We start from the raw sequence: 19,228 nt of genomic DNA, 5'->3' as shown, positions 1-19,228 counted from the left end.
CACTAGGATCGGACGCATGACGAGTGATCAGCCGACCGGGGCCTCGGACACGGGCGGACTCGCGCAGCGGTTCCTCGATGAGCACGGCGAGGCACTGCGCACGGACGGCATCGCGCTGGCCATCAGGTCGCAGGCGGTGGGTCCTGACTTCGTCGCACGGGCGCAGGAGGGGCTCGCGGCAGCGGAGGCGCAGACCGACGGCGTCACCTGCCTGGCCGTCGTGACCGATCCGGATGCGCCCCTGCTGGGGGAGGACCTGCCGCTCGAGGACGAGCGGGCAGTGCTCCAGGAGATCGCGGTGCGGCTGGCCGAGGTCTCCTTCCCGCTCGTCCTCAGCCTCTTCGAGGCGTACGGGATGGCGACGGTGCCGATCATCCTCGTCGTGGGCACGGACGGCGTGAGCGACGATGTGGGGAACTCCGGACGGTGGCCGGACCGCTACCACGATGACTTCCGCGTCGACCCCGCGCCGGCGCTCGAGCTCGCGGCACTGCAGGGCGCCGCGCAGCTGGGCGCGGCAGACCGCCCGGACCCCCGTGTCTACGCGGGCACCGGGCGCGAGCGCGGGGACATCACGCAGTACCTGGAGACGCACGAGCCCGGGGGCGCGGACGTGCTCACCGCGATGACGGTCGCCGCTGTGGGCGGGGTGGGGCTCGTCTGGTTCTTCGGTCGGCGCGCGACGCTGTCGGAGGAGCGCGAGCGGGCTGCACTGGCTGCGCGCACCCCCACGCCCGTCCCACCGGAAGTTCTCGACCGTATGCCCCTGCTGCTGGATCGCACGTTCCCTGCCATTGATCCGCAGCAGGCGCGGTCGGAGCAGGCGCTGGACCACGCGGCCGCACTGGTGGAGGACATCGATGCGCACCGGACTCTGCGCGATCGCATCCACGGGCGACTCCGTCCGGACGGCGACGCTCTCGAGCCGGACGATGGACCTCATACGTCTGACGGCAGCTCTCGCGACACGGATGGTGCACCCTGCGAGGCCGTGGGGTGGTCGTCCGAGGTCGTCGATCCGGTCCTCCCTCCAGTTGAAGTGGCCGCGCTCCTGGTCCTCGACGCGCAGCTGGACGATCGCGTGCGGACATGGGAGACCCATGTGCGGTCCGGGGCCGCGGTGGACGGTGCGGGTCCTCCGCAGCACTGCGCGCTGAACCCCTTCCATGGGCAGGCTGCCGTCCACGGAGGCTCGGTCGTCACGGCGACGGTGGCGGGACGGGACGCCGCGATCCAGGTGCCGGTGTGCGCGGAGTGCCGGGAGGCGACGGGGTGGGACGAGCCGCCGGACGTCCTGCGGGTGCGGGCGGGCAGGCGAGTGCGCCCGTACGTCGAGGTCGACGACGGGTACGCGCGCAGCATGTTCGGCGCCCTCGCACCGCTGGCGCAGGCCTGCGTCCGACCGCCCCTCTCTGACCCTGTGGGATCGCGCACCGACGTTCCCTCGGCGGCGCGTGGGATTCTGACGATCCGGGGGATCCCGCTGCTCGTCCTGCTGGGAGCAGCCGTGGTGGGCGGTGCCCTGGCGATCCTCTTCGCGGGCCTCGAGGGGCAGGAGTTCTACACGCTGCAGGAGCAGGCTGAGCGCGCCGCGGAGACGGGCCCCACGGTGTGGGGCTATCCGCTGTGGAACTGGCTGCGCGGTGTGGGTTTCGGCAGCCTCTTCGCGGTGGTCCTCGCCGTTCTGGGACTCATCGTCGTCGGCTTCGTGCGCACCATGAGGTCGGACGATGCCTCCGATGACGGTCACACGGATCAGTCTCGTTCTCGCACTCTCCTCCAGCGGGAGGAGCCGTGACAGCAGCGGGTGCGGACGACCTCGGAGCGCTCGCCGACCCCCTCGCGCAGTCGCTGGCGGGCGACCCCGTCCACGTGACCGCGGCAGCGGAGGCGCGCGTGCCGGACGAGGCGGCGGCACAGCTGCGGGAGAAGGCGCAGGCGCTGCCGTACCCGGTGCATGTGGTGCTCGTGGACGATGCGCTGAACGAGGAGTCCGGGAGCGAGCTCGTCGACCTTCTGGCCGACCGGGTGGGGGAGGACGGGGTCTATCTCGTGGCGTCCCCGCACGGTCGCGTCTCCAGCGCCGTCGTCGAGGACGGTACGGAGGCCCTGGACGATGCGCGGGAGGCGATCGCCTCGACGCAGGGCTCGGGCTCCGGCTACGAGGGGGTGCGGCTCGTCTCGACCGCGCTCGATGCCCTTGCCGAGGACGCGGGCGTCGCGGTGGCCGATGGCGAGGCGCGGGACGCGGGAACCTCTGACCGTGCGGAGGGCATGGGGGAGGGCACGAGCAGTCAGGGAACGACCGGTCAGAGCACTGAGCCCCCGGGCGGGCCGGACTTCAGCGCGGACCAGCTGGTCCTGGGAGTCCTGCTGGCCGGCATCGTCGTGGCCGCAGCGGTCTTCGCCGTCGTCGGGCTGGTGACCAGGCGTCGCGCGGCCCGGCTCGCGCTGCCCCCGCGCGTCCGCATGCCCGCAGACCTGCTGCTGGACGCGGCGCAGATGCAGCGCAGCCGGATCCGGGCCGCGCTCATCGAGGACACGCTGGGAATCGCCGCCCGCCTGCGCGCGCTCGATTCGAGGGGACTTCCCGCCGAGCAGGTCGACGAGGTGCGGCGTGGACTGGACGCGTACACGTTCGCGGGGCGCCTCGTCGATGCCGACGACGTGACCCGTGCGGATCTGGCGGGTGCGCTCGTCCTGCTGATGGAGGCGGGGGGTGCGGTGGACCGCGCGGAGTCCGCTGCCGCTGGAGGACCCACGGGTGCTGCTGGCGGACGCAGGGGTGCCTCCCGGACGGATGCCGCCCGGCTGTGCACGGTCGATCCGACCCACGGTGCCTCGAGTGCGCGCGCACGGCTGCCGCGTGGGGCGGGTGCCGGCACCACCCCGCCACTGCCCGTCTGTGCGCCCTGCCAGCGTGACCTCACCGCGGGTCGGACTCCCGCGTGGCTCCACGACCGGGGCCGGCCGTACGTCGAACGGGACACGGTGTGGTCCCGCACCTGCTTCGGCGCAGAGGACGGCGACCTCGTCGAGATGATCCGAGTGGAGCTCGTCGGGAGAGCGGGCGGGCCGGGCGCCTGAGCAGGACCGCGGCTCAGTCGTGCGGGCCCAGGGCCAACCGGTCGGCGACGCGGGAGATGATCGCGCCCAGCAGAAGCGATCCGCCCACGGCGATCGCGACGGACGCCCACAGCGGCAGCGGGATCCAGTGCGCCGTGAGCCACCCGAAGGCCAGCGAGTAGGCGGTCCAGATCATCCCCGCCCCGGTCGTCCGCGCCAGCCACTCCTTGAGGTCCAGGCGCGTCGAGCCGGACACGAGGGCGATGAGAGTGCGACCCAGCGGGATGAAGCGGGCGAGTACGGCGAAGTACAGGCCGCCGCTCTCCAGCTTCGCCTCGAGCTTCTCGATGCGGCGCTGCGCGGCGGGGGAGCGCAACAGCGGCCACTGCGTGAAGCGGCTGCCGCGGCCCATCAGGTACATGACGTGATCGCCCAGCACGGAGCCGGCCGTGCCCGCGACGATGAGCAGGATGAGCGCGGGGCGCCCGGAATGCGCGTTGACGGCTCCCAGCGCCACGATGAGCGCACTGGACGGGACGGGCGGGATCGCGGCAGACACCGCGATGACGAGACCGAACACCGGGTACAGCCACTGCGAACCCACGAGGCTCAGCACGAACTCCTGCACATCCTGCACTGGACCAGCCTAGTGCCACCGGCCCGTCCCGCTAGGGTGGGCGCATGCTCGAGACGCACACCCCAGGAGGCACGGACGTCATCGTCGCCGCGAGTGTGTTCCTCCTGGGCGGTTCGGCCCTCGCCTGGACGCTGGTGCGTCGCGACCAGCCGGCAGCGCGGTCGCATGACGGGTCCGCGGAGGCCCGGTCCGCAACCCGCATCCCACCGGAGGCCGCCGACCGGCTCCCCGAGCTGCTGGACGCAACCGCGGGCGACATCGACCCGGCCGCCGCGACCACAGAGGCCGGGCGCACCGCCGCCCACGCCCTGCTGGAGGCAGACCAGGCCTTCGCGGTCCTCGCCGAACGCGTGCGCGCTCGCCTGCCGCAGGGGACCACCCCGGGCACAGCCGCCGAGGCCGCCGCCGGGTCCCGGCCACCCTCCCGTCAGCAGGTCGAGGACGCGGTCCCACCCGTCGAGGCCGCCGCACTCGTTGTCCTCGAGGCGCAGCTGCGGGCCCGCGTGCGGGCCTGGGAGTCGCACCTGCGCACGGGCAGCGATCCCGCAGACTCACCCCTGCCGCGCTTCTGCTCCCTCAACCCGTTCCACGGCCAGGCGACGGTGACCGAGGAGGGGACTGCGGCCTCGGCGTCGGATGCGCCCGTGTGCACCGCCTGCCGTGAGGCGTTCGCGGACGGCCGGGACCCGGACGTGCTGCGAGTCCGCACCCGCAGCGGAGTGCGCCCGGTCGAGGATGCCGAGCCCGCCTACGCGCGCGGCTTCGCAGGAGCGGGCGAGGAATTGGCACGTGCCGTGCAGGAGCCGCCGGCCTCCGGACCGGTCGGTCAGCGCGGAGGCGGGCGGGCCGCGACCGGCTCCGTCCTGGGCGCGATCGCGGTGCCGGTGGCGGGCCTCGTGCTCGGGGTGGTCGTGGGCATGCTCGTCTCGATCCTCGTGGCCGGGGACGGTGCGGCCGGCGCCGCAGCGGGGGAGGGCGCGGGACCCGTGCTCCTGGGCTACCCGCTGCTCAACGCGCTGCGCGGAGCGGGGATCGGCGCGCTGGCGGCCGTCCTGGTGTTCGGCATCGTCGCGGCGGCGATCAACGGGGTGCGCCGGCTCCGGTCGGGACGGCACACGCCGGGCGACGGCTTCGACCCCAATCGGTGCGACGAGCTCGACACCCCGGTCGTCCGCGAGAACATCAGACGGCTGCGAGACCGCTGACGTGAGCCGCACCACGGCCGTCGTCGCCGCGTTGACAGCCGGCAGCGGATGACCGTAGAGTCATGCATTGCCCAAGACCGTCGGTCTCTGCGGCGCTGACTCCGTCAGGAGGACGCGACGCGGACGAAGACCCAGCAGGACGCTGGTGACCCGCGCAGGCGAGGATCTCCCGGAATGCCCAGCATTCCTTTCACTGTGAGCGTCCCGCGCCTGTCGTGGGGCGCTCTTCCTGTTCGGGGCGGGGGCACCGACATCAACGAAAGGAATGCCATGGCGAGGCCCGACAAGGCAGCCGCGGTCGCAGAGATCAAGCAGGAGCTTGAGTCCTCGAACGCCGCCGTGCTGACCGAGTACCGCGGGCTCACCGTTGCGCAGATGAAGGATCTGCGCAGGTCACTCGGTGAGCACGCCACCTACGCCGTGGTGAAGAACACTCTCACCGCCATCGCTGCCAAGGAAGCAGGGATCGACGCCTTCGAGGGACAGCTTGCCGGACCCACGGCAATCGCGTTCGTCAAGGGCGAGCCCTCCGAGGCTGCGAAGGCGCTGCGTGACTTCGCCAAGGCGAATCCTCAGCTCGTCATCAAGGCCGGAGTCCTCGAGGGCTCCGCGCTGACGGCAGAGGACATCACCAAGCTCGCCGATCTGGAATCCCGCGAGGTGCTGCTTGCGAAGGCAGCCGGTGCACTCAAGGCAGGCCTGTACCAGGCCGCTTACCTGTTCACCGCTCCGCTGGTCAAGACCGTGCGAACCGTCGACGCTCTGCGCGAGAAGAACGGCGGTGCCGACGAGGCGCCGGCCGACGACGCCTGAGTCCGACACCCCGAACACCACCACTGACCGGTGCACATCCTCCGGTCGCGAATGGAAGGAACAGCCACCATGGCTAAGCTCACCCCCGAAGAGCTCATCGAGGCTTTCAAGGAGCTCTCCCTCATCGAGCTGTCCGACTTCGTCAAGAAGTTCGAGGAGACCTTCGAGGTCGAGGCCGCGGCTCCGGTCGCAGCCGTCGCAGCCGCTCCGGCCGCCGGCGGTGCCGGTGCCGAGGCCGCTGAGGAGCAGACGGAGTTCGACGTCGTCCTCGAGTCGGCCGGCGAGAAGAAGGTCCCGGTCATCAAGGAGGTCCGTGGACTGACTTCGCTGGGCCTGAAGGAGGCCAAGGACCTCGTGGACTCGGCTCCCAAGGCCGTCCTGGAGGGCGTCTCCAAGGAGGCTGCGGAGAAGGCCAAGGAGGCCCTGGAGGGCGCCGGCGCCACCGTCACGCTCAAGTGATGCGCGCCGCGTGAGCGGGGCGGTCGCCGCACCGCTCGCTCGGCTCTCTCACGACGGAGCCCCCGTCACCGCTTCGGTGGTGACGGGGGCTCCGTGCATTCAGAACCCTGCCGCCCGCACCCGTCCGTGCGCATCGCACCCCGTCGCCGAGGCCGGGGCCGGGTCAGAGGATCCGGGTCACCCGCACGCCCAGCACCTCCGTGCCGGCGACCGGGGCGCCCGGTGCGGCGAGGAGGGATGTGGCCATCCGTGCGGGCAGGTCCGCGCGGACGGCCGGATCGTCCGCGTCCGCCGAGGCGGCGAAGGCGGCGAGGTCCGTGCGCTGGGTCCGCACGAAGTCGAGGTCGACCGGTCGCCCGTGCCCGGGCACGACATGCGTGATGCCGGGGACCTCCACCAGGCGCTCGAGCGTGCGCACCCATGCGACGGGCGAGGCGTCGAGGCCCACCTGGGGCGGTGCGCCCTCCTCCACGAGGTCGCCCACCAGCAGGAGCGGCCCCACCCGCAGGACCAGGTCCGTGTCCGTGTGCCCGGTCGCCACGAGCGCCTCGACGACCTCGCCGTCGCCCAGCTCCAGCGTGTCGCCGTCCTCCAGCGGTTCGATCGGGACCGCCAGGTCCTCCGGGCCGGGCAGGTCGAAGGCGTGCTCGGAGGCCTCCGCGTGCTGCAGCCACGCGGAGCCGGGGGAGTCCCGGACGAAGGCGGGTGAGCCGTGGAATCCGGTGACCCCGGCCTCAGCGAAGGTGGGGTTCCCGAAGAAGTGGTCCCAGTGGTCGTGCGTGTTCGCGATGGCCAGGGGCAGATCCGTGATCTGCCGCACGGCGGCCAGGAGTCGGGTCGCCTGGTCGGGGCCGGCGCCGGTGTCGACCAGCAGGGCGCGCCGCGACCCGACCACCAGGACGGATGTGAGGCGGACGGGGTCGGATGCGAGAGTGAAGACCTGCATGCCCGCATGCTCTCATCCGCAGGGAGCGAGCGATACTACCACGACGGGCTTGCGGGCAAGCCGACACGCGAGTAGTCTGGTCCTTTGCATTGCTCTGCCTTCGTGTTGCCTTCATATAGCGGTGGGCCGGACGGAGCTCGAACCCCTCGTCACACCCTGTGCGCGCACGTCGCGCACCTCGACGACGGGACCGGGCGGGCAGGTCGAACCGGAGACATCAGGTATCACCCGGAAGGATCCCATTGGCTGCTGCCGACGACCACACCACGACCGCTGCCGCTTCACCGAAGCGCATCTCGTTCGCGAAGATCCGCGAGCCCCTGGAGGTCCCGGACCTCCTCGCCCTCCAGACGGACAGCTTCGACTGGCTGATCGGCAACGACCGCTGGCAGGATCGCGTCATCGAGGCCACGGAGTCCGGCGACGAGTCCGTCGCCACCGTCTCCGGCCTCGAGGAGATCTTCGAGGAGATCTCTCCCATCGAGGATTTCGCCGGCGCCATGTCGCTGTCCTTCCGCGAGCACCGCTTCGAGCCGCCCAAGTACTCGGTCGACGAGTGCAAGGAGCGGGACATGACCTACTCCGCACCGCTGTTCGTCACCGCGGAGTTCATGAACAACAACACGGGCGAGATCAAGTCGCAGACGGTCTTCATGGGCGACTTCCCGCTCATGACCCCGCAGGGCACCTTCGTCATCAACGGCACGGAGCGCGTCGTCGTCTCCCAGCTGGTCCGCTCGCCCGGCGCCTACTTCGAGACGACCCCGGACCGCACCTCCGACAAGGACATCTTCACGGCGAAGATCATCCCGTCGCGCGGCGCGTGGCTGGAGTTCGAGATCGACAAGCGCGACCAGGTGGGCGTCCGCCTGGACCGCAAGCGCAAGCAGTCCGTCACGGTGCTGCTCAAGGCCCTGGGCTGGAGCGAGTCGAAGATCCTCGAGGAGTTCGGCGACTACGAGTCCGTCCGCGAGACGCTCGCGAAGGACACGGTCCAGACGCAGGACGAGGCGCTGCTGGACATCTACCGCAAGCTGCGTCCGGCGGAGCCCGCGACGACGGAGGCCGCGCGCACGCTGCTCGACAACCTCTACTTCAACCCCAAGCGGTACAACCTGGACAAGGTGGGCCGCTACAAGATCAACCGCAAGCTGGGGATCGACGCGCCGCTGTCCGACTCCGTGCTCAGCACGGACGACATCGTCGCGACCATCCGCTACATCGTCGCGCTGCACGCGGGCAGGGAGACGCTGCCCGGCACCCGCGACGGCCAGGACGTCGAGCTGCGCGTCGCGGACGACGACATCGACCACTTCGGCAACCGCCGCATCCGCGCGGTGGGCGAGCTCATCGAGAACCAGGTCCGCACGGGCCTGTCCCGCATGGAGCGCGTCGTCCGCGAGCGGATGACGACGCAGGACGTCGAAGCGATCACCCCGCAGTCGCTCATCAACATCCGGCCCGTGGTCGCTGCGATCAAGGAGTTCTTCGGCACCAGCCAGCTCTCGCAGTTCATGGACCAGAACAACCCGCTGGCCGGCCTCACGCACAAGCGCCGCCTGTCCGCGCTGGGCCCCGGCGGTCTGTCCCGCGACCGCGCCGGCATGGAGGTCCGCGACGTCCACCCGTCGCACTACGGCCGCATGTGCCCCATCGAGACGCCCGAGGGTCCCAACATCGGTCTGATCGGTTCGCTCGCGTCCTACGCGCGCATCAACCCGTTCGGCTTCATCGAGACCCCGTACCGCAAGGTCGTCGACGGCGTCGTGTCGGACGAGACCGTCTACCTCACGGCGGACGACGAGCTCGACTACACGATCGCGCAGGCGAACGCACCGCTGGACGACTCCTCGACGTTCGTCGAGGACCTGGTCCTGGCCCGTCCGAAGGGCGGATCCGGTGAGGCGGAGCTGTTCCCGGTCGCGGACATCGACTTCATGGACGTCTCCGCGCGCCAGATGGTGTCGGTTGCGACCGCGCTCATCCCGTTCCTGGAGCACGACGATGCGAACCGCGCGCTCATGGGCGCGAACATGCAGCGTCAGGCCGTGCCGCTGGTCGGCTCCGAGGCGCCCTTCGTGGGCACCGGCATGGAGTACCGCGCCGCGGTGGACGCCGGTGACGTCATCACCGCGCAGAACCCGGGCGTCGTGACGGAGGTGTCCGCCGACTACGTGACCGTCATGAACGACGACGGCACGCAGCAGGTGTACAAGGCGGAGAAGTTCCGCCGCTCCAACCACGGCACGTCCTACAACCAGCGCATCGTCGTGAGCGAGGGCGACCGCGTCGAGGTGGGCTCCGTCCTGGGCGACGGCCCCTCGACCGACCAGGGCGAGATGGCGCTGGGCAAGAACCTGCTCGTCGCGTTCATGTCGTGGGAGGGCTACAACTTCGAGGATGCGATCATCCTCTCCCAGCGCATGGTGCAGGACGACGTCCTCTCCTCGATCCACATCGAGGAGCACGAGGTCGACGCCCGCGACACCAAGCTGGGCGCGGAGGAGATCACGCGCGACATCCCCAACATCGCCCCGGACGCGCTGGCGGACCTGGACGAGCGCGGCATCATCCGCATCGGCGCAGAGGTCAACGACGGCGACATCCTGGTCGGCAAGGTCACGCCCAAGGGCGAGACGGAGCTGACCCCGGAGGAGCGCCTGCTCCGCGCGATCTTCGGCGAGAAGTCGCGCGAGGTCCGCGACACCTCGCTCAAGGTCCCGCACGGCGAGTCCGGCACCGTCATCTCCGTCAAGGTCTTCGACCGCGACGAGGACGACGAGCTGGCACCGGGCGTCAACCAGCTGGTCCGCGTCTACGTCGCCCAGCGACGCAAGATCACGATCGGCGACAAGATGGCCGGCCGCCACGGCAACAAGGGCGTCATCTCCCGCATCCTGCCGGTCGAGGACATGCCGTTCCTGGAGGACGGCACCCCGGTCGACATCATCCTGAACCCGCACGGCGTGCCCCGCCGCATGAACATCGGCCAGGTCATGGAGATCCACATGGGCTGGATCTCCAAGCAGGGCTGGAAGCTCGAGGGCACCCCGGAGTGGGCGGAGAAGATGCACGGCTTCGTCGATGAGGCGGAGCCCGGCACCAACGTCGCCACGCCGGTGTTCGACGGTGCTCACTGGGAGGAGCTGCGCGGTCTGCTCGAGGCCACGAAGCCCAACGAGGACGGCGAGCGCATGGTCGACACGTCCGGCAAGGCCCGGCTGTTCGACGGCCGCTCCGGCGAGCCGTTCCCGTACCCCATCTCCGTGGGCTACATGTACATGCTCAAGCTGCACCACCTGGTGGACGACAAGATCCACGCGCGCTCGACGGGTCCGTACTCGATGATCACCCAGCAACCGCTGGGCGGCAAGGCGCAGTTCGGCGGTCAGCGCTTCGGCGAGATGGAGGTGTGGGCGCTGGAGGCGTACGGCGCCGCCTACACGCTCCAGGAGCTGCTCACGATCAAGTCGGACGACATCCCCGGCCGCGTGAAGGTGTACGAGGCGATCGTCAAGGGCGAGAACCTGCCGGATCCGGGCATCCCGGAGTCCTTCAAGGTGCTCATCAAGGAGATGCAGTCGCTCTGCCTGGACATCGAGGTGCTGTCGTCGGACGGCATGCAGGTCGAGATGCGCGATTCGGATGAGGAGGTCTTCCGCGCGGCGGAGGAGCTGGGCATCAACCTGTCGCGCCACGAGGCCAACACCGTCGAAGAAGTCTGACCCACCGAACGAATGATGCGGTGATCTCCGATCACCGTGAAACAGAGAAGGATTCACGTGCCTGACGTCAATTTCTTTGATGAACTGCGCATCGGCCTGGCCACGGCCGACGACATCCGCCGTTGGTCGCACGGTGAGGTCAAGAAGCCGGAGACCATCAACTACCGCACCCTGAAGCCGGAGAAGGACGGGCTCTTCTGCGAGCGCATCTTCGGTCCCACCCGGGACTGGGAGTGCGCGTGCGGCAAGTACAAGCGCGTCCGCTTCAAGGGCATCATCTGCGAGCGCTGCGGCGTCGAGGTGACCCGCGCCAAGGTGCGCCGCGAGCGCATGGGCCACATCGAGCTCGCCGCTCCGGTCACCCACATCTGGTACTTCAAGGGTGTGCCGTCCCGACTGGGCTACCTGCTGGACCTGGCGCCCAAGGACCTCGAGAAGGTCATCTACTTCGCGGCGTACATGATCACCTCGGTCGACGAGGAGTCGCGTCACCGCGATCTGCCCACGCTGCAGAACCAGATCGACGTGGAGAAGAAGCGCGTCGAGTCCCGTCGTGACGCGGACATCGACCGCCGCGCCAAGAAGCTCGAGGAGGACCTCAAGTCCCTCGAGGCCGACGGTGCGACCGCCGCCGCGAAGCGGAAGATCGAGACGCAGGCGGAGAAGGAGATGGGCAATCTCCGGAAGGCCGCGGACCGCGAGATCGACCGCATCGAGAAGGTCTGGGACCGCTTCAAGTCGCTCAAGGTCTCCGACCTGGAGGGCGACGAGTCGCTCTACCGCGACATGGTCGCCCGCTTCGGCCTGTACTTCACGGGCTCGATGGGTGCCGCCGCGATCCAGCAGCGTCTGCGCGACTTCGACCTGACGGCCGAGGCGGAGATGCTGCGCGAGCTCATCAAGACCGGCAAGGGACAGCGGAAGACCCGCGCGCTCAAGCGCCTCAAGGTCGTCAACGCGTTCCTCACGACGGACAACTCGCCGGAGGGCATGGTCCTGGACGCCGTCCCGGTCATCCCGCCGGACCTGCGCCCCATGGTGCAGCTGGACGGCGGCCGCTTCGCGACCTCCGACCTGAACGACCTGTACCGCCGCGTCATCAACCGCAACAACCGCCTCAAGCGCCTGCTGGACCTGGGTGCCCCTGAGATCATCGTGAACAACGAGAAGCGGATGCTGCAGGAGGCCGTCGACTCGCTGTTCGACAACGGCCGTCGCGGTCGCCCGGTCACCGGACCCGGCAACCGTCCGCTCAAGTCGCTGTCCGACATGCTCAAGGGCAAGCAGGGCCGGTTCCGCCAGAACCTGCTGGGCAAGCGCGTCGACTACTCGGGCCGTTCCGTCATCGTCGTGGGCCCCACGCTGCAGCTGCACCAGTGCGGCCTGCCCAAGACGATGGCGCTGGAGCTCTTCAAGCCCTTCGTCATGAAGCGGCTGGTGGACCTCAACCACGCGCAGAACATCAAGTCCGCCAAGCGGATGGTCGAGCGTCAGCACGGCCAGGTCTGGGACGTGCTGGAAGAGGTCATCACGGAGCACCCGGTGCTGCTCAACCGCGCACCCACGCTGCACCGCCTGGGCATCCAGGCCTTCGAGCCGCAGCTGGTCGAGGGCAAGGCCATCCAGATCCACCCGCTCGTCTGCTCCGCGTTCAACGCGGACTTCGACGGTGACCAGATGGCCGTGCACCTGCCGCTGTCCACGGAGGCACAGGCAGAGGCACGTGTCCTCATGCTGTCCGCGAACAACATCCTCAAGCCCTCGGACGGCAAGCCCGTCACGATGCCGTCGCAGGACATGATCGTGGGCATCTACCACCTCACCAGCGAGCGCTCCGGCGCCGTGGGCGAGGGCCGCGAGTTCAAGGACGTCGCCGAGGCGATCATGGCGTTCGACCTGGGCGAGCTGGACCTGGGCGCGCAGATCCGCGTGCGGGTCGATCGCGTCGTCCCGGGCCGCGACCTGGAACTGCCGGAGGGGTGGGAGCCGGGCACGCCCGCGCTCATCTCCACGACGCTGGGCCGCGCCCTCTTCAACGAGGTGCTCCCGGACACGTACGAGTACGTCAACCGCACGGTCGACAAGAAGATGCTGTCCTCGATCGTCAACCGTCTGGCGGACCACTACCCCAAGGTCGAGGTCGCGCACACGCTCGACAACTTCAAGGCGGACGGCTTCTACTGGGCCACCCGCTCCGGCATCACGGTCGCGATGTCCGACGTCGTGGCGCCGGAGACGAAGACGGAGATGCTGGACGCGGCCGAGGAGCTGGTGGACCGCGTCGAGGAGCAGTACGAGATCGGTGCGCTCACGGAGGACGAGCGTCGCGCGGAGCTCGTGAAGATCTGGACCGAGGCCACGGACAAGGTGTCCGAGGCGATGGAGCAGAACTTCCCCGAGGAGAACTCGGTGCTGCGCCTCGTCAACTCCGGCGCGTCCGGCAACTGGATGCAGGTCCGTCAGCTGGCGGGCATGCGCGGACTGGTGACGAACCCCAAGGGCGAGATCATCCCGCGTCCCATCAAGTCGAACTACCGCGAGGGCCTGTCCGTCCTCGAGTACTTCATCGCATCGCACGGTGCGCGCAAGGGCCTGGCGGACACCGCGCTCCGCACGGCGGACTCCGGCTACCTCACGCGTCGCCTGGTCGACGTGTCGCAGGACGTCATCGTCCGCGCGGAGGACACGGATTCCGCGAAGGGCATCACCCTGCCGGTCGCGCAGCGTGCGTTCGACGGGACCCTGGAGCCGCACGAGTACGTGGAGACCAGCGTCTATGGCCGCCTGACGGTGTCCGACGTGACGGGTCCCGACGGCGAGGTGCTGGTGCCGGCGAAGACGGACGTGACGGGCGAGGTCGTCGACCTGCTCGTGGCGAACGGCATCGAGTCGCTCAAGGTCCACTCGGTCCTGACGGCGGACTCGGACGTGCAGATCTCCGCGATGCACTACGGCCGCTCGATGGCCACCGGCAAGCTCGTGGACATCGGCGAGGCCATCGGCACCGTCGCTGCGCAGTCGATCGGTGAGCCCGGCACGCAGCTGACCATGCGCACCTTCCACACCGGCGGTGTCGCCGCCGGCGGCGGCGACATCACGCAGGGTCTGCCCCGTGTGACGGAGCTGTTCGAGGCGCGCACGCCCAAGGGCTTCGCACCGATCGCGGAAGCCGCGGGCCGGGTGAAGATCGACGACTCGCGCAAGACGCGCTTCGTCATCGTGACCCCGGACGACGGCGGCGAGGAGATCGAGCACGCGGTGGGCCGCCGCAGCCGCCTCCTGGTGGAGGACGGTCAGCGCGTCGACGCCGGCGCGCAGCTGGTCGAGGGTGCGATCGATCCCAAGCAGGTGCTGCGCATCCGCGGTCGCCGTGAGGCGGAGCGGTTCCTGGTCGACGAGGTGCAGAAGGTGTACCGGTCGCAGGGCGTGGGCATCCACGACAAGCACATCGAGGTCATCGTGCGCCAGATGCTCCGTCGCGTGACGGTCATCGAGTCCGGCGACACGAAGCTGCTCCCCGGTGAGCTGGTGGACCGCGGTCGCTACCAGGAGGAGAACAAGCGCGTCGTGCAGGAGGGCGGTCAGCCCGCCTCCGCCCGCGATGAGCTCATGGGCATCACGAAGGCGTCGCTCGCGACGGAGTCGTGGCTGTCCGCGGCCTCCTTCCAGGAGACGACGCGCGTCCTCACCGAGGCCGCGCTGGAGGGTCGCTCCGACCCGCTGCTGGGCCTCAAGGAGAACGTCATCCTGGGTAAGCTCATCCCGGCCGGTACCGGTATGCACAAGTACCGGGACATGATCGTCGAGCCCACGGAGGAGGCGAAGCAGGAGCTGTTCACCAACTCCTACAGCGACTTCTACCCGCCGCTGGGCGCGGACACGGGTGCCGCGATCCCGCTGGAGGACTACGACTTCGGCTCCTTCAGCTGAGTCGCTCCACCGGACGGCGAAGGCCCGCACATGCGAGAGCATGTGCGGGCCTTCGGGCATTCACGAGGGGGAGCAGGGGAGCGGGTGCAATCGTCGCAGTTCAGGTGACCTTCACCTGCGTTCATGTCACCTGAACTGGGTCATCCCAGCAGCACCTGCATCTCCTGCCACCGGTCCAGGGGCACGCGTTTGAGTCCCACGACGGCGTCCGCCATGCGCACGTCGACGATGTCCGTGCCGTCCAGGGACGCCATCCGCCCCCACGCGCCGCGGACCGCCAGGTCCGCCGCGGCCATGCCCAGCCGGGTGGACAGGACCCGGTCGTAGGCGGTGGGGGAGCCGCCCCGCTGCAGGTGGCCCAGGACGGTCGAGCGGGTCTCGATCCCGGTGGCCTCCTCGATGAGTGGGGCCAACTCGTCCGCGATCCCGCCCAGTCGGGGTCGACCGTCACGGGCCTCGCCCTTGGCGGAGACCGCCTCGTCACGGTCCGTGGGCACGAAGCCCTCCGCGACGACGACGATGGGCGCTCGGCCGCGGTCCCGGGCGGAGCGCACCCATGTGAAGAGCTGCTCGTAGGAGACGGGGAACTCTGGGATGAGGACGGCGTGCGCTCCCGCCGCCATGCCGGCGTGGAGCGCGATCCACCCCACGTGCCGGCCCATGACCTCGATGACCATGCAGCGATGGTGGGACTCCGCGGTGGTGCGCAGCCGGTCGATGGACTCCGTCGCGATCGCGGCGGCGGTGTCGAAGCCGAAGGTGTAGTCCGTGCCGTCCAAGTCGTTGTCGATGGTCTTGGGGACACCCACGACGGGGAGTCCCTCGTCGTCCGCCAGCCGCGCGGCACCGGCGAGTGTGCCTTCGCCGCCCACGGCGATGACGGCGTCCAGCCCTCGGGTCGTGATGACCTCGCGCATGCGGTCCGGTCCGCCGTCGGAGTAGGGGTGTGTGCGCGAGGTGCCCAGGATCGTTCCGCCGCGACCGGACAGACCGCGGACGTCGAACGTGGTGAGTGGCGTGATGTCGTCCTCCAGGAGGCCGCGCCAGCCGTCCCGGATCCCTGCGAACTCCACTCCGTGCGTCCGGATCCCGTGCCGGACCGCTCCTCGAATGACGGCATTGAGCCCGGGGCCGTCCCCACCCGATGTCATGATCCCGATCCTCATGCGGCCAGTCTACGACGACCGTCGCGGGCCCGGGAGGCCCATCTCCGGGAGGCTCCGCCCGGAGCTCGGGCGTCCACCCGGCGGGTGCGTCAGCGGGTGAGTCCCTGCTGATCCCGCCAGGTCCTGTCGAGCTTCACGTCGTGCCCGGCCATGAGGCTGAAGCCGGTGAGGATGACGGTGCCGTTCGAGCCGTCGCCCTGGGCCTTCCGAGAGATGTCGTTCCCGGCCATGATGTTGACGGTGCGGTCGACGATCCGGACGCCCCCAGGCACGTAGACGGTGTTGCCCGCCCACATGGCGTAGGACTCGAGGGTGAGCTCGACGCCGGGACCCATCACGTCGGTCAGGTACACCTCGTCCCCGCCCATGAGCGCGTACGTGCGGAAGACGGTGGTGCCGGGCGCGACCCCGATCTCGCGACCGCTCATGATCGCGATCGAGTTGTCGTCCGCCCACGCCCCGGTCCTCGCCGGCACGACCTCGCCGGGGCCGCGCACCGCGGGGACCGTGCCGTGCGGACGTGGGACGACCGCACTCCCGGGACCCCGGCCCACGGCCTGGTCCGCCTGTGACTGCAGTCGTGCGGCCAGGGCGACGCCCTCCGGCAGGTCGTCGACGAGGTCCGGCAGCTCGTCGACGAACCGACTGCGCAGCGCCTGCTTCTGCCGCTCGTCGACCTCGTCGGGATCCAGGCGACCGGCGGCATGGGCCTCGGACAGCACCTCGAGCACGGAGTCGCGCTCCGCGTCGCCGGCGCGCAGTCGACGCGGCGCGGGGACGTCCTTCCCGCGCTCGTCGTCGGGACCGCTGGCCTCGGACCGTGCTTCGCTCATGGGGCCAGCCTACCGAGGCGCGCGGCCGCACGCGGGATAATGGCGGCATGGATCAGCCGCTCTCGCGCCCCGACGGGTCACCGCCCCGCATCCTCGTCGTCGATGACGAGGAGAACCTCGCCCAGCTCCTCGCGATGGCCTTCTCCTACCAGTCGTGGGAGCCGCACACCGCCGGGTCGGTCCAGCAGGCGCTCACGGAGGCCCGTCGGACGGACTTCGACGCGGCGGTGCTCGACATCATGCTCCCGGACGGCGACGGGGTCGACCTCATGGCGCGCCTGCGCAGCCGGGACGCGGACCTGCCGGTCCTGTTCCTCACCGCGAAGGATGCGATCGACGACCGGGTGACGGGTCTGCGGGCCGGCGGGGACGACTACGTGACGAAGCCGTTCAACCTCGACGAGGTCGTCGCCCGGGTCGAGGCGCTGCTGCGGCGGACGCTGGGCGCCGGTGGGGGAGCGGACAGGGTCCTGACCGTGGGCGACCTGTCGGTGGACCTGGGGTCCCGGGAGGTGACCCGCGCGGGTCAGCCGGTCGAACTGACGGCCAAGGAGTTCGACGTGCTCGTCCTCTTCGCGCGCAATCCCCGTCTCGTGCTGTCGAAGGCGACGATCCTCGACCGGGTGTGGGGCTACGACTTCGGCGGCAGCGGCAACATCGTCGAGCTCTACGTCTCCTACCTTCGCCGCAAGCTCGAGACCCCGTTCCCAGACCTGCCGGCCCTGCTGCAGACGAAGCGCGGCGCCGGCTACATGCTGGTCCCGTGACCGCCGCGCACCGGTCCGGACAGGCGGACGGCTCCGCGCGGACGCACCTGTCGCGCTGGCAGCGGCTGCCGCTGCGGACCACCCTGGCGCTGGCGGTCACCGCGATCGCGGCGGTCGTCCTCGTCGTCATCGGCGTCGCGACTGTCCTGGGGCTGCGCACCTCCGTCCTCGCCCAACTGGACGCGGATCTGGCGCACGAGCTGTCCACCCCGGTCGCCGCGTGGGGCGACGCGACGGGGGCGACGGACTCGCCGTCGCCGGGTGCCGCACCCGGCGCGGCGGAGAACCGGCCGGGCCGGTTCCTGGACCGTCCCGGTGCCGGTCGCGAGTCGATCGCCGCGATCGTCATCGACGGCCGTGTCGTCGCGGGTGCCGTCAACAGCGGTGGTCGGGAACCCGCCGAGGCCATGGCCGCGGACCTGACATCCCTCGCCTCCGTGACGGGAGACGGCGACGCCGCCACCGTCGGTCTGACCCTGGACGGGGAGGAGGCCGTTTACCGCGTCGCCGCGCGCACCCTGGACGGAGCCACGCTGGTGTACGGGCTGCCGCAGGAGGACGCCGACGGGCTCGTCGCCCGGGCCGCGGTCACGACCGGGGTCGCCGTGCTCCTGGGCATCCTCATCATCGCCTCCGCCGCCGCCCTCCTGGTCGTTCGCGCGCTGCGACCGCTCGAGGAGGTCGCCGCGACCGCTGGCCGCGTCTCCGCGCTGCCGCTCAGCCACGGAGAGCCGGTGCTGCGCGAGCGGCTGCCGGGGGAGCTCACGCGTGCCCCGACGGAGGTGGGCGAGGTGGCCCGCGCGATGAACGCGATGCTCGATGATCTGGAGGCAGCCTTCGAAGCCCGCCATGCCGCGGACGGACGGCTGCGCCGCTTCGTCGCCGACGCCGGCCACGAGCTGCGGACCCCGCTGGCGACGATCCGCGGGTACGCGCAGATGCTCGAGCGCATCCCCGCGGACGATGCGCACGCCCGTGAGCAGGCGCGCGAACGGATCGAGCGGGGTGCCGACCGCATGTCCGCGTTGGTCGACGACCTCTTGCTGCTGGCGCGCCTGGACGCGGACGAACGACGCCTCGACGTGCAGTCGATCGACGTGACACCGGCACTGCTCGAGGCGGTGCAGGACGCGCACGCCGCGGCGCCGGAGCACCGCTTCGAGGTGGACGTGCCCCCGCATCCCGTCGTGGCGCGGACCGACGCGGACATGCTGGAGCGGGTCGTGCGCAACCTCCTGTCGAACGCGTGGAAGCACACGCCCGCGGGGACGCGCGTGAGTGTGCGGGCCGCGCTGGCGCCCCGTCCGCCGGCCCTCGCCCCTGCGCAGGCGCCTCACCGGCACGTCGACCCGGACGACTCGCAGCGGGTCGTCATCAACGTCGCGGATTCCGGCCCGGGCATCCCGGAGGCGATCCGCGACGAGGTGTTCGGCCGGTTCGTGCGCGCGGAGGCCGGTCGCAGTCGGAGCGGTGCGGGCTCCTCCGGCCTGGGGCTGGCGATCGTGGAGTCCGCCGTCCTGGCGCAGGGCGGGACGGTGACCCTGGTGCCGGGGGACCGGACCTGCTTCCGCGTCGTGCTGCCGGCGGACTGACCCGCGGGTTCCACAGCCGGGACACAGCGTGGACCTGCGCGCGGCCCAGCAGCGGTGCGCACCCTGGAGTCTCCGGGGACGGGGGAGAG

13 protein-coding genes are annotated in these 19,228 nt (G+C 70.5%); 9 read left to right on the top strand and 4 right to left on the bottom strand.

Annotation, left to right across the window (positions count from 1 at the left end; genetic code table 11):
- Window positions 1–16: 16 nt before the first annotated feature.
- Both HGBR_RS11100 and HGBR_RS11095 read left to right on the top strand, forming a co-directional pair.
- A complete protein-coding gene (locus HGBR_RS11100) occupies window positions 17–1,798 on the top strand; it encodes an EI24 domain-containing protein (protein WP_019159417.1) in 1,782 nt (593 codons plus the stop codon).
- Window positions 1,795–3,087, top strand: coding sequence for a hypothetical protein (locus HGBR_RS11095; RefSeq protein WP_019159416.1), 1,293 nt, complete (start codon window positions 1,795–1,797; stop codon window positions 3,085–3,087). The genes HGBR_RS11100 and HGBR_RS11095 overlap by 4 nt, the downstream gene beginning before the upstream one ends.
- A gap of 13 nt (window positions 3,088–3,100) precedes the next feature.
- On the opposite strand, the gene HGBR_RS11090 is transcribed toward HGBR_RS11095, so the two are convergent.
- Window positions 3,101–3,703 carry a DedA family protein gene (locus HGBR_RS11090; RefSeq protein ID WP_083882857.1) on the bottom strand — a complete coding sequence of 201 codons (603 nt, stop codon included), beginning with the start codon at window positions 3,701–3,703 and terminating at the stop codon, window positions 3,101–3,103.
- 44 nt (window positions 3,704–3,747) lie between these two features.
- Between HGBR_RS11090 and HGBR_RS11085 the strand changes: the two genes are divergently transcribed.
- From HGBR_RS11085 to rplL, 3 genes are all read left to right on the top strand, one after another.
- A complete protein-coding gene (locus HGBR_RS11085; RefSeq protein ID WP_019159414.1) occupies window positions 3,748–4,908 on the top strand; it encodes a hypothetical protein in 1,161 nt (386 codons plus the stop codon).
- Between the two features lie 270 nt (window positions 4,909–5,178).
- Entirely contained in the window at window positions 5,179–5,721 is a 543-nt protein-coding gene (gene rplJ / locus HGBR_RS11080; RefSeq protein WP_019159413.1) for a 50S ribosomal protein L10, read from the top strand.
- Between the two features lie 69 nt (window positions 5,722–5,790).
- On the top strand, window positions 5,791–6,180 hold the full coding sequence (gene rplL, locus HGBR_RS11075; protein ID WP_019159412.1) for a 50S ribosomal protein L7/L12: 390 nt from the start codon (window positions 5,791–5,793) through the stop codon (window positions 6,178–6,180).
- 163 nt (window positions 6,181–6,343) lie between these two features.
- Here rplL and HGBR_RS17580 read toward each other — a convergent pair whose 3' ends face one another.
- The gene (locus HGBR_RS17580; protein WP_019159411.1) at window positions 6,344–7,126 is read right to left on the bottom strand and encodes an MBL fold metallo-hydrolase; all 783 of its coding nucleotides are present in this window, start codon (window positions 7,124–7,126) and stop codon (window positions 6,344–6,346) included.
- Window positions 7,127–7,368: 242 nt separating this feature from the next.
- On the opposite strand from HGBR_RS17580, the gene rpoB reads away from it, so the two are divergent.
- On the top strand, window positions 7,369–10,851 hold the full coding sequence (gene rpoB / locus HGBR_RS11065) for a DNA-directed RNA polymerase subunit beta (protein WP_019159410.1): 3,483 nt from the start codon (window positions 7,369–7,371) through the stop codon (window positions 10,849–10,851).
- A gap of 57 nt (window positions 10,852–10,908) precedes the next feature.
- Window positions 10,909–14,781 (top strand): DNA-directed RNA polymerase subunit beta', encoded by a 3,873-nt coding sequence (locus tag HGBR_RS11060; protein WP_019159409.1) that lies wholly within the window; start codon window positions 10,909–10,911, stop codon window positions 14,779–14,781.
- Window positions 14,782–14,921: 140 nt separating this feature from the next.
- On the opposite strand, the gene HGBR_RS11055 is transcribed toward HGBR_RS11060, so the two are convergent.
- On the bottom strand, window positions 14,922–15,947 hold the full coding sequence (locus HGBR_RS11055; RefSeq protein WP_026077527.1) for a 6-phosphofructokinase: 1,026 nt from the start codon (window positions 15,945–15,947) through the stop codon (window positions 14,922–14,924).
- Window positions 15,948–16,036: 89 nt separating this feature from the next.
- Window positions 16,037–16,780, bottom strand: coding sequence for a DUF1707 SHOCT-like domain-containing protein (locus tag HGBR_RS20380; RefSeq protein WP_019159407.1), 744 nt, complete (start codon window positions 16,778–16,780; stop codon window positions 16,037–16,039).
- 47 nt (window positions 16,781–16,827) lie between these two features.
- On the opposite strand from HGBR_RS20380, the gene HGBR_RS11045 reads away from it, so the two are divergent.
- Window positions 16,828–17,547, top strand: coding sequence for a response regulator transcription factor (locus tag HGBR_RS11045; RefSeq protein WP_019159406.1), 720 nt, complete (start codon window positions 16,828–16,830; stop codon window positions 17,545–17,547).
- The gene (locus tag HGBR_RS11040) at window positions 17,544–19,139 is read left to right on the top strand and encodes a sensor histidine kinase (RefSeq protein WP_019159405.1); all 1,596 of its coding nucleotides are present in this window, start codon (window positions 17,544–17,546) and stop codon (window positions 19,137–19,139) included. The genes HGBR_RS11045 and HGBR_RS11040 overlap by 4 nt, the downstream gene beginning before the upstream one ends.
- Window positions 19,140–19,228 lie beyond the last annotated feature (89 nt).

Source organism: Brevibacterium senegalense, from assembly GCF_000285835.1.
Classification (GTDB): Bacteria; Actinomycetota; Actinomycetes; order Actinomycetales; family Brevibacteriaceae; genus Brevibacterium; species Brevibacterium senegalense.
The sequence above is the reverse complement of the archived record's forward strand: the minus strand, read 5'-3'. Positions and strand labels throughout refer to the sequence as shown.

Excerpts from the sequence above, each read along its gene's own strand:
- HGBR_RS11100 (WP_019159417.1), top strand. The coding sequence starts at position 17 with ATGACGAGTGATCAGCCGACCGGGGCCTCGGACACGGGCGGACTCGCG.
- HGBR_RS11085 (WP_019159414.1), top strand. The coding sequence starts at position 3,748 with ATGCTCGAGACGCACACCCCAGGAGGCACGGACGTCATCGTCGCCGCG.
- rplJ (WP_019159413.1), top strand. The coding sequence starts at position 5,179 with ATGGCGAGGCCCGACAAGGCAGCCGCGGTCGCAGAGATCAAGCAGGAG.
- rplL (WP_019159412.1), top strand. The coding sequence starts at position 5,791 with ATGGCTAAGCTCACCCCCGAAGAGCTCATCGAGGCTTTCAAGGAGCTC.
- HGBR_RS17580 (WP_019159411.1), bottom strand. The coding sequence starts at position 7,126 with ATGCAGGTCTTCACTCTCGCATCCGACCCCGTCCGCCTCACATCCGTC.
- HGBR_RS11055 (WP_026077527.1), bottom strand. The coding sequence starts at position 15,947 with ATGAGGATCGGGATCATGACATCGGGTGGGGACGGCCCCGGGCTCAAT.
- HGBR_RS20380 (WP_019159407.1), bottom strand. The coding sequence starts at position 16,780 with ATGAGCGAAGCACGGTCCGAGGCCAGCGGTCCCGACGACGAGCGCGGG.
- HGBR_RS11045 (WP_019159406.1), top strand. The coding sequence starts at position 16,828 with ATGGATCAGCCGCTCTCGCGCCCCGACGGGTCACCGCCCCGCATCCTC.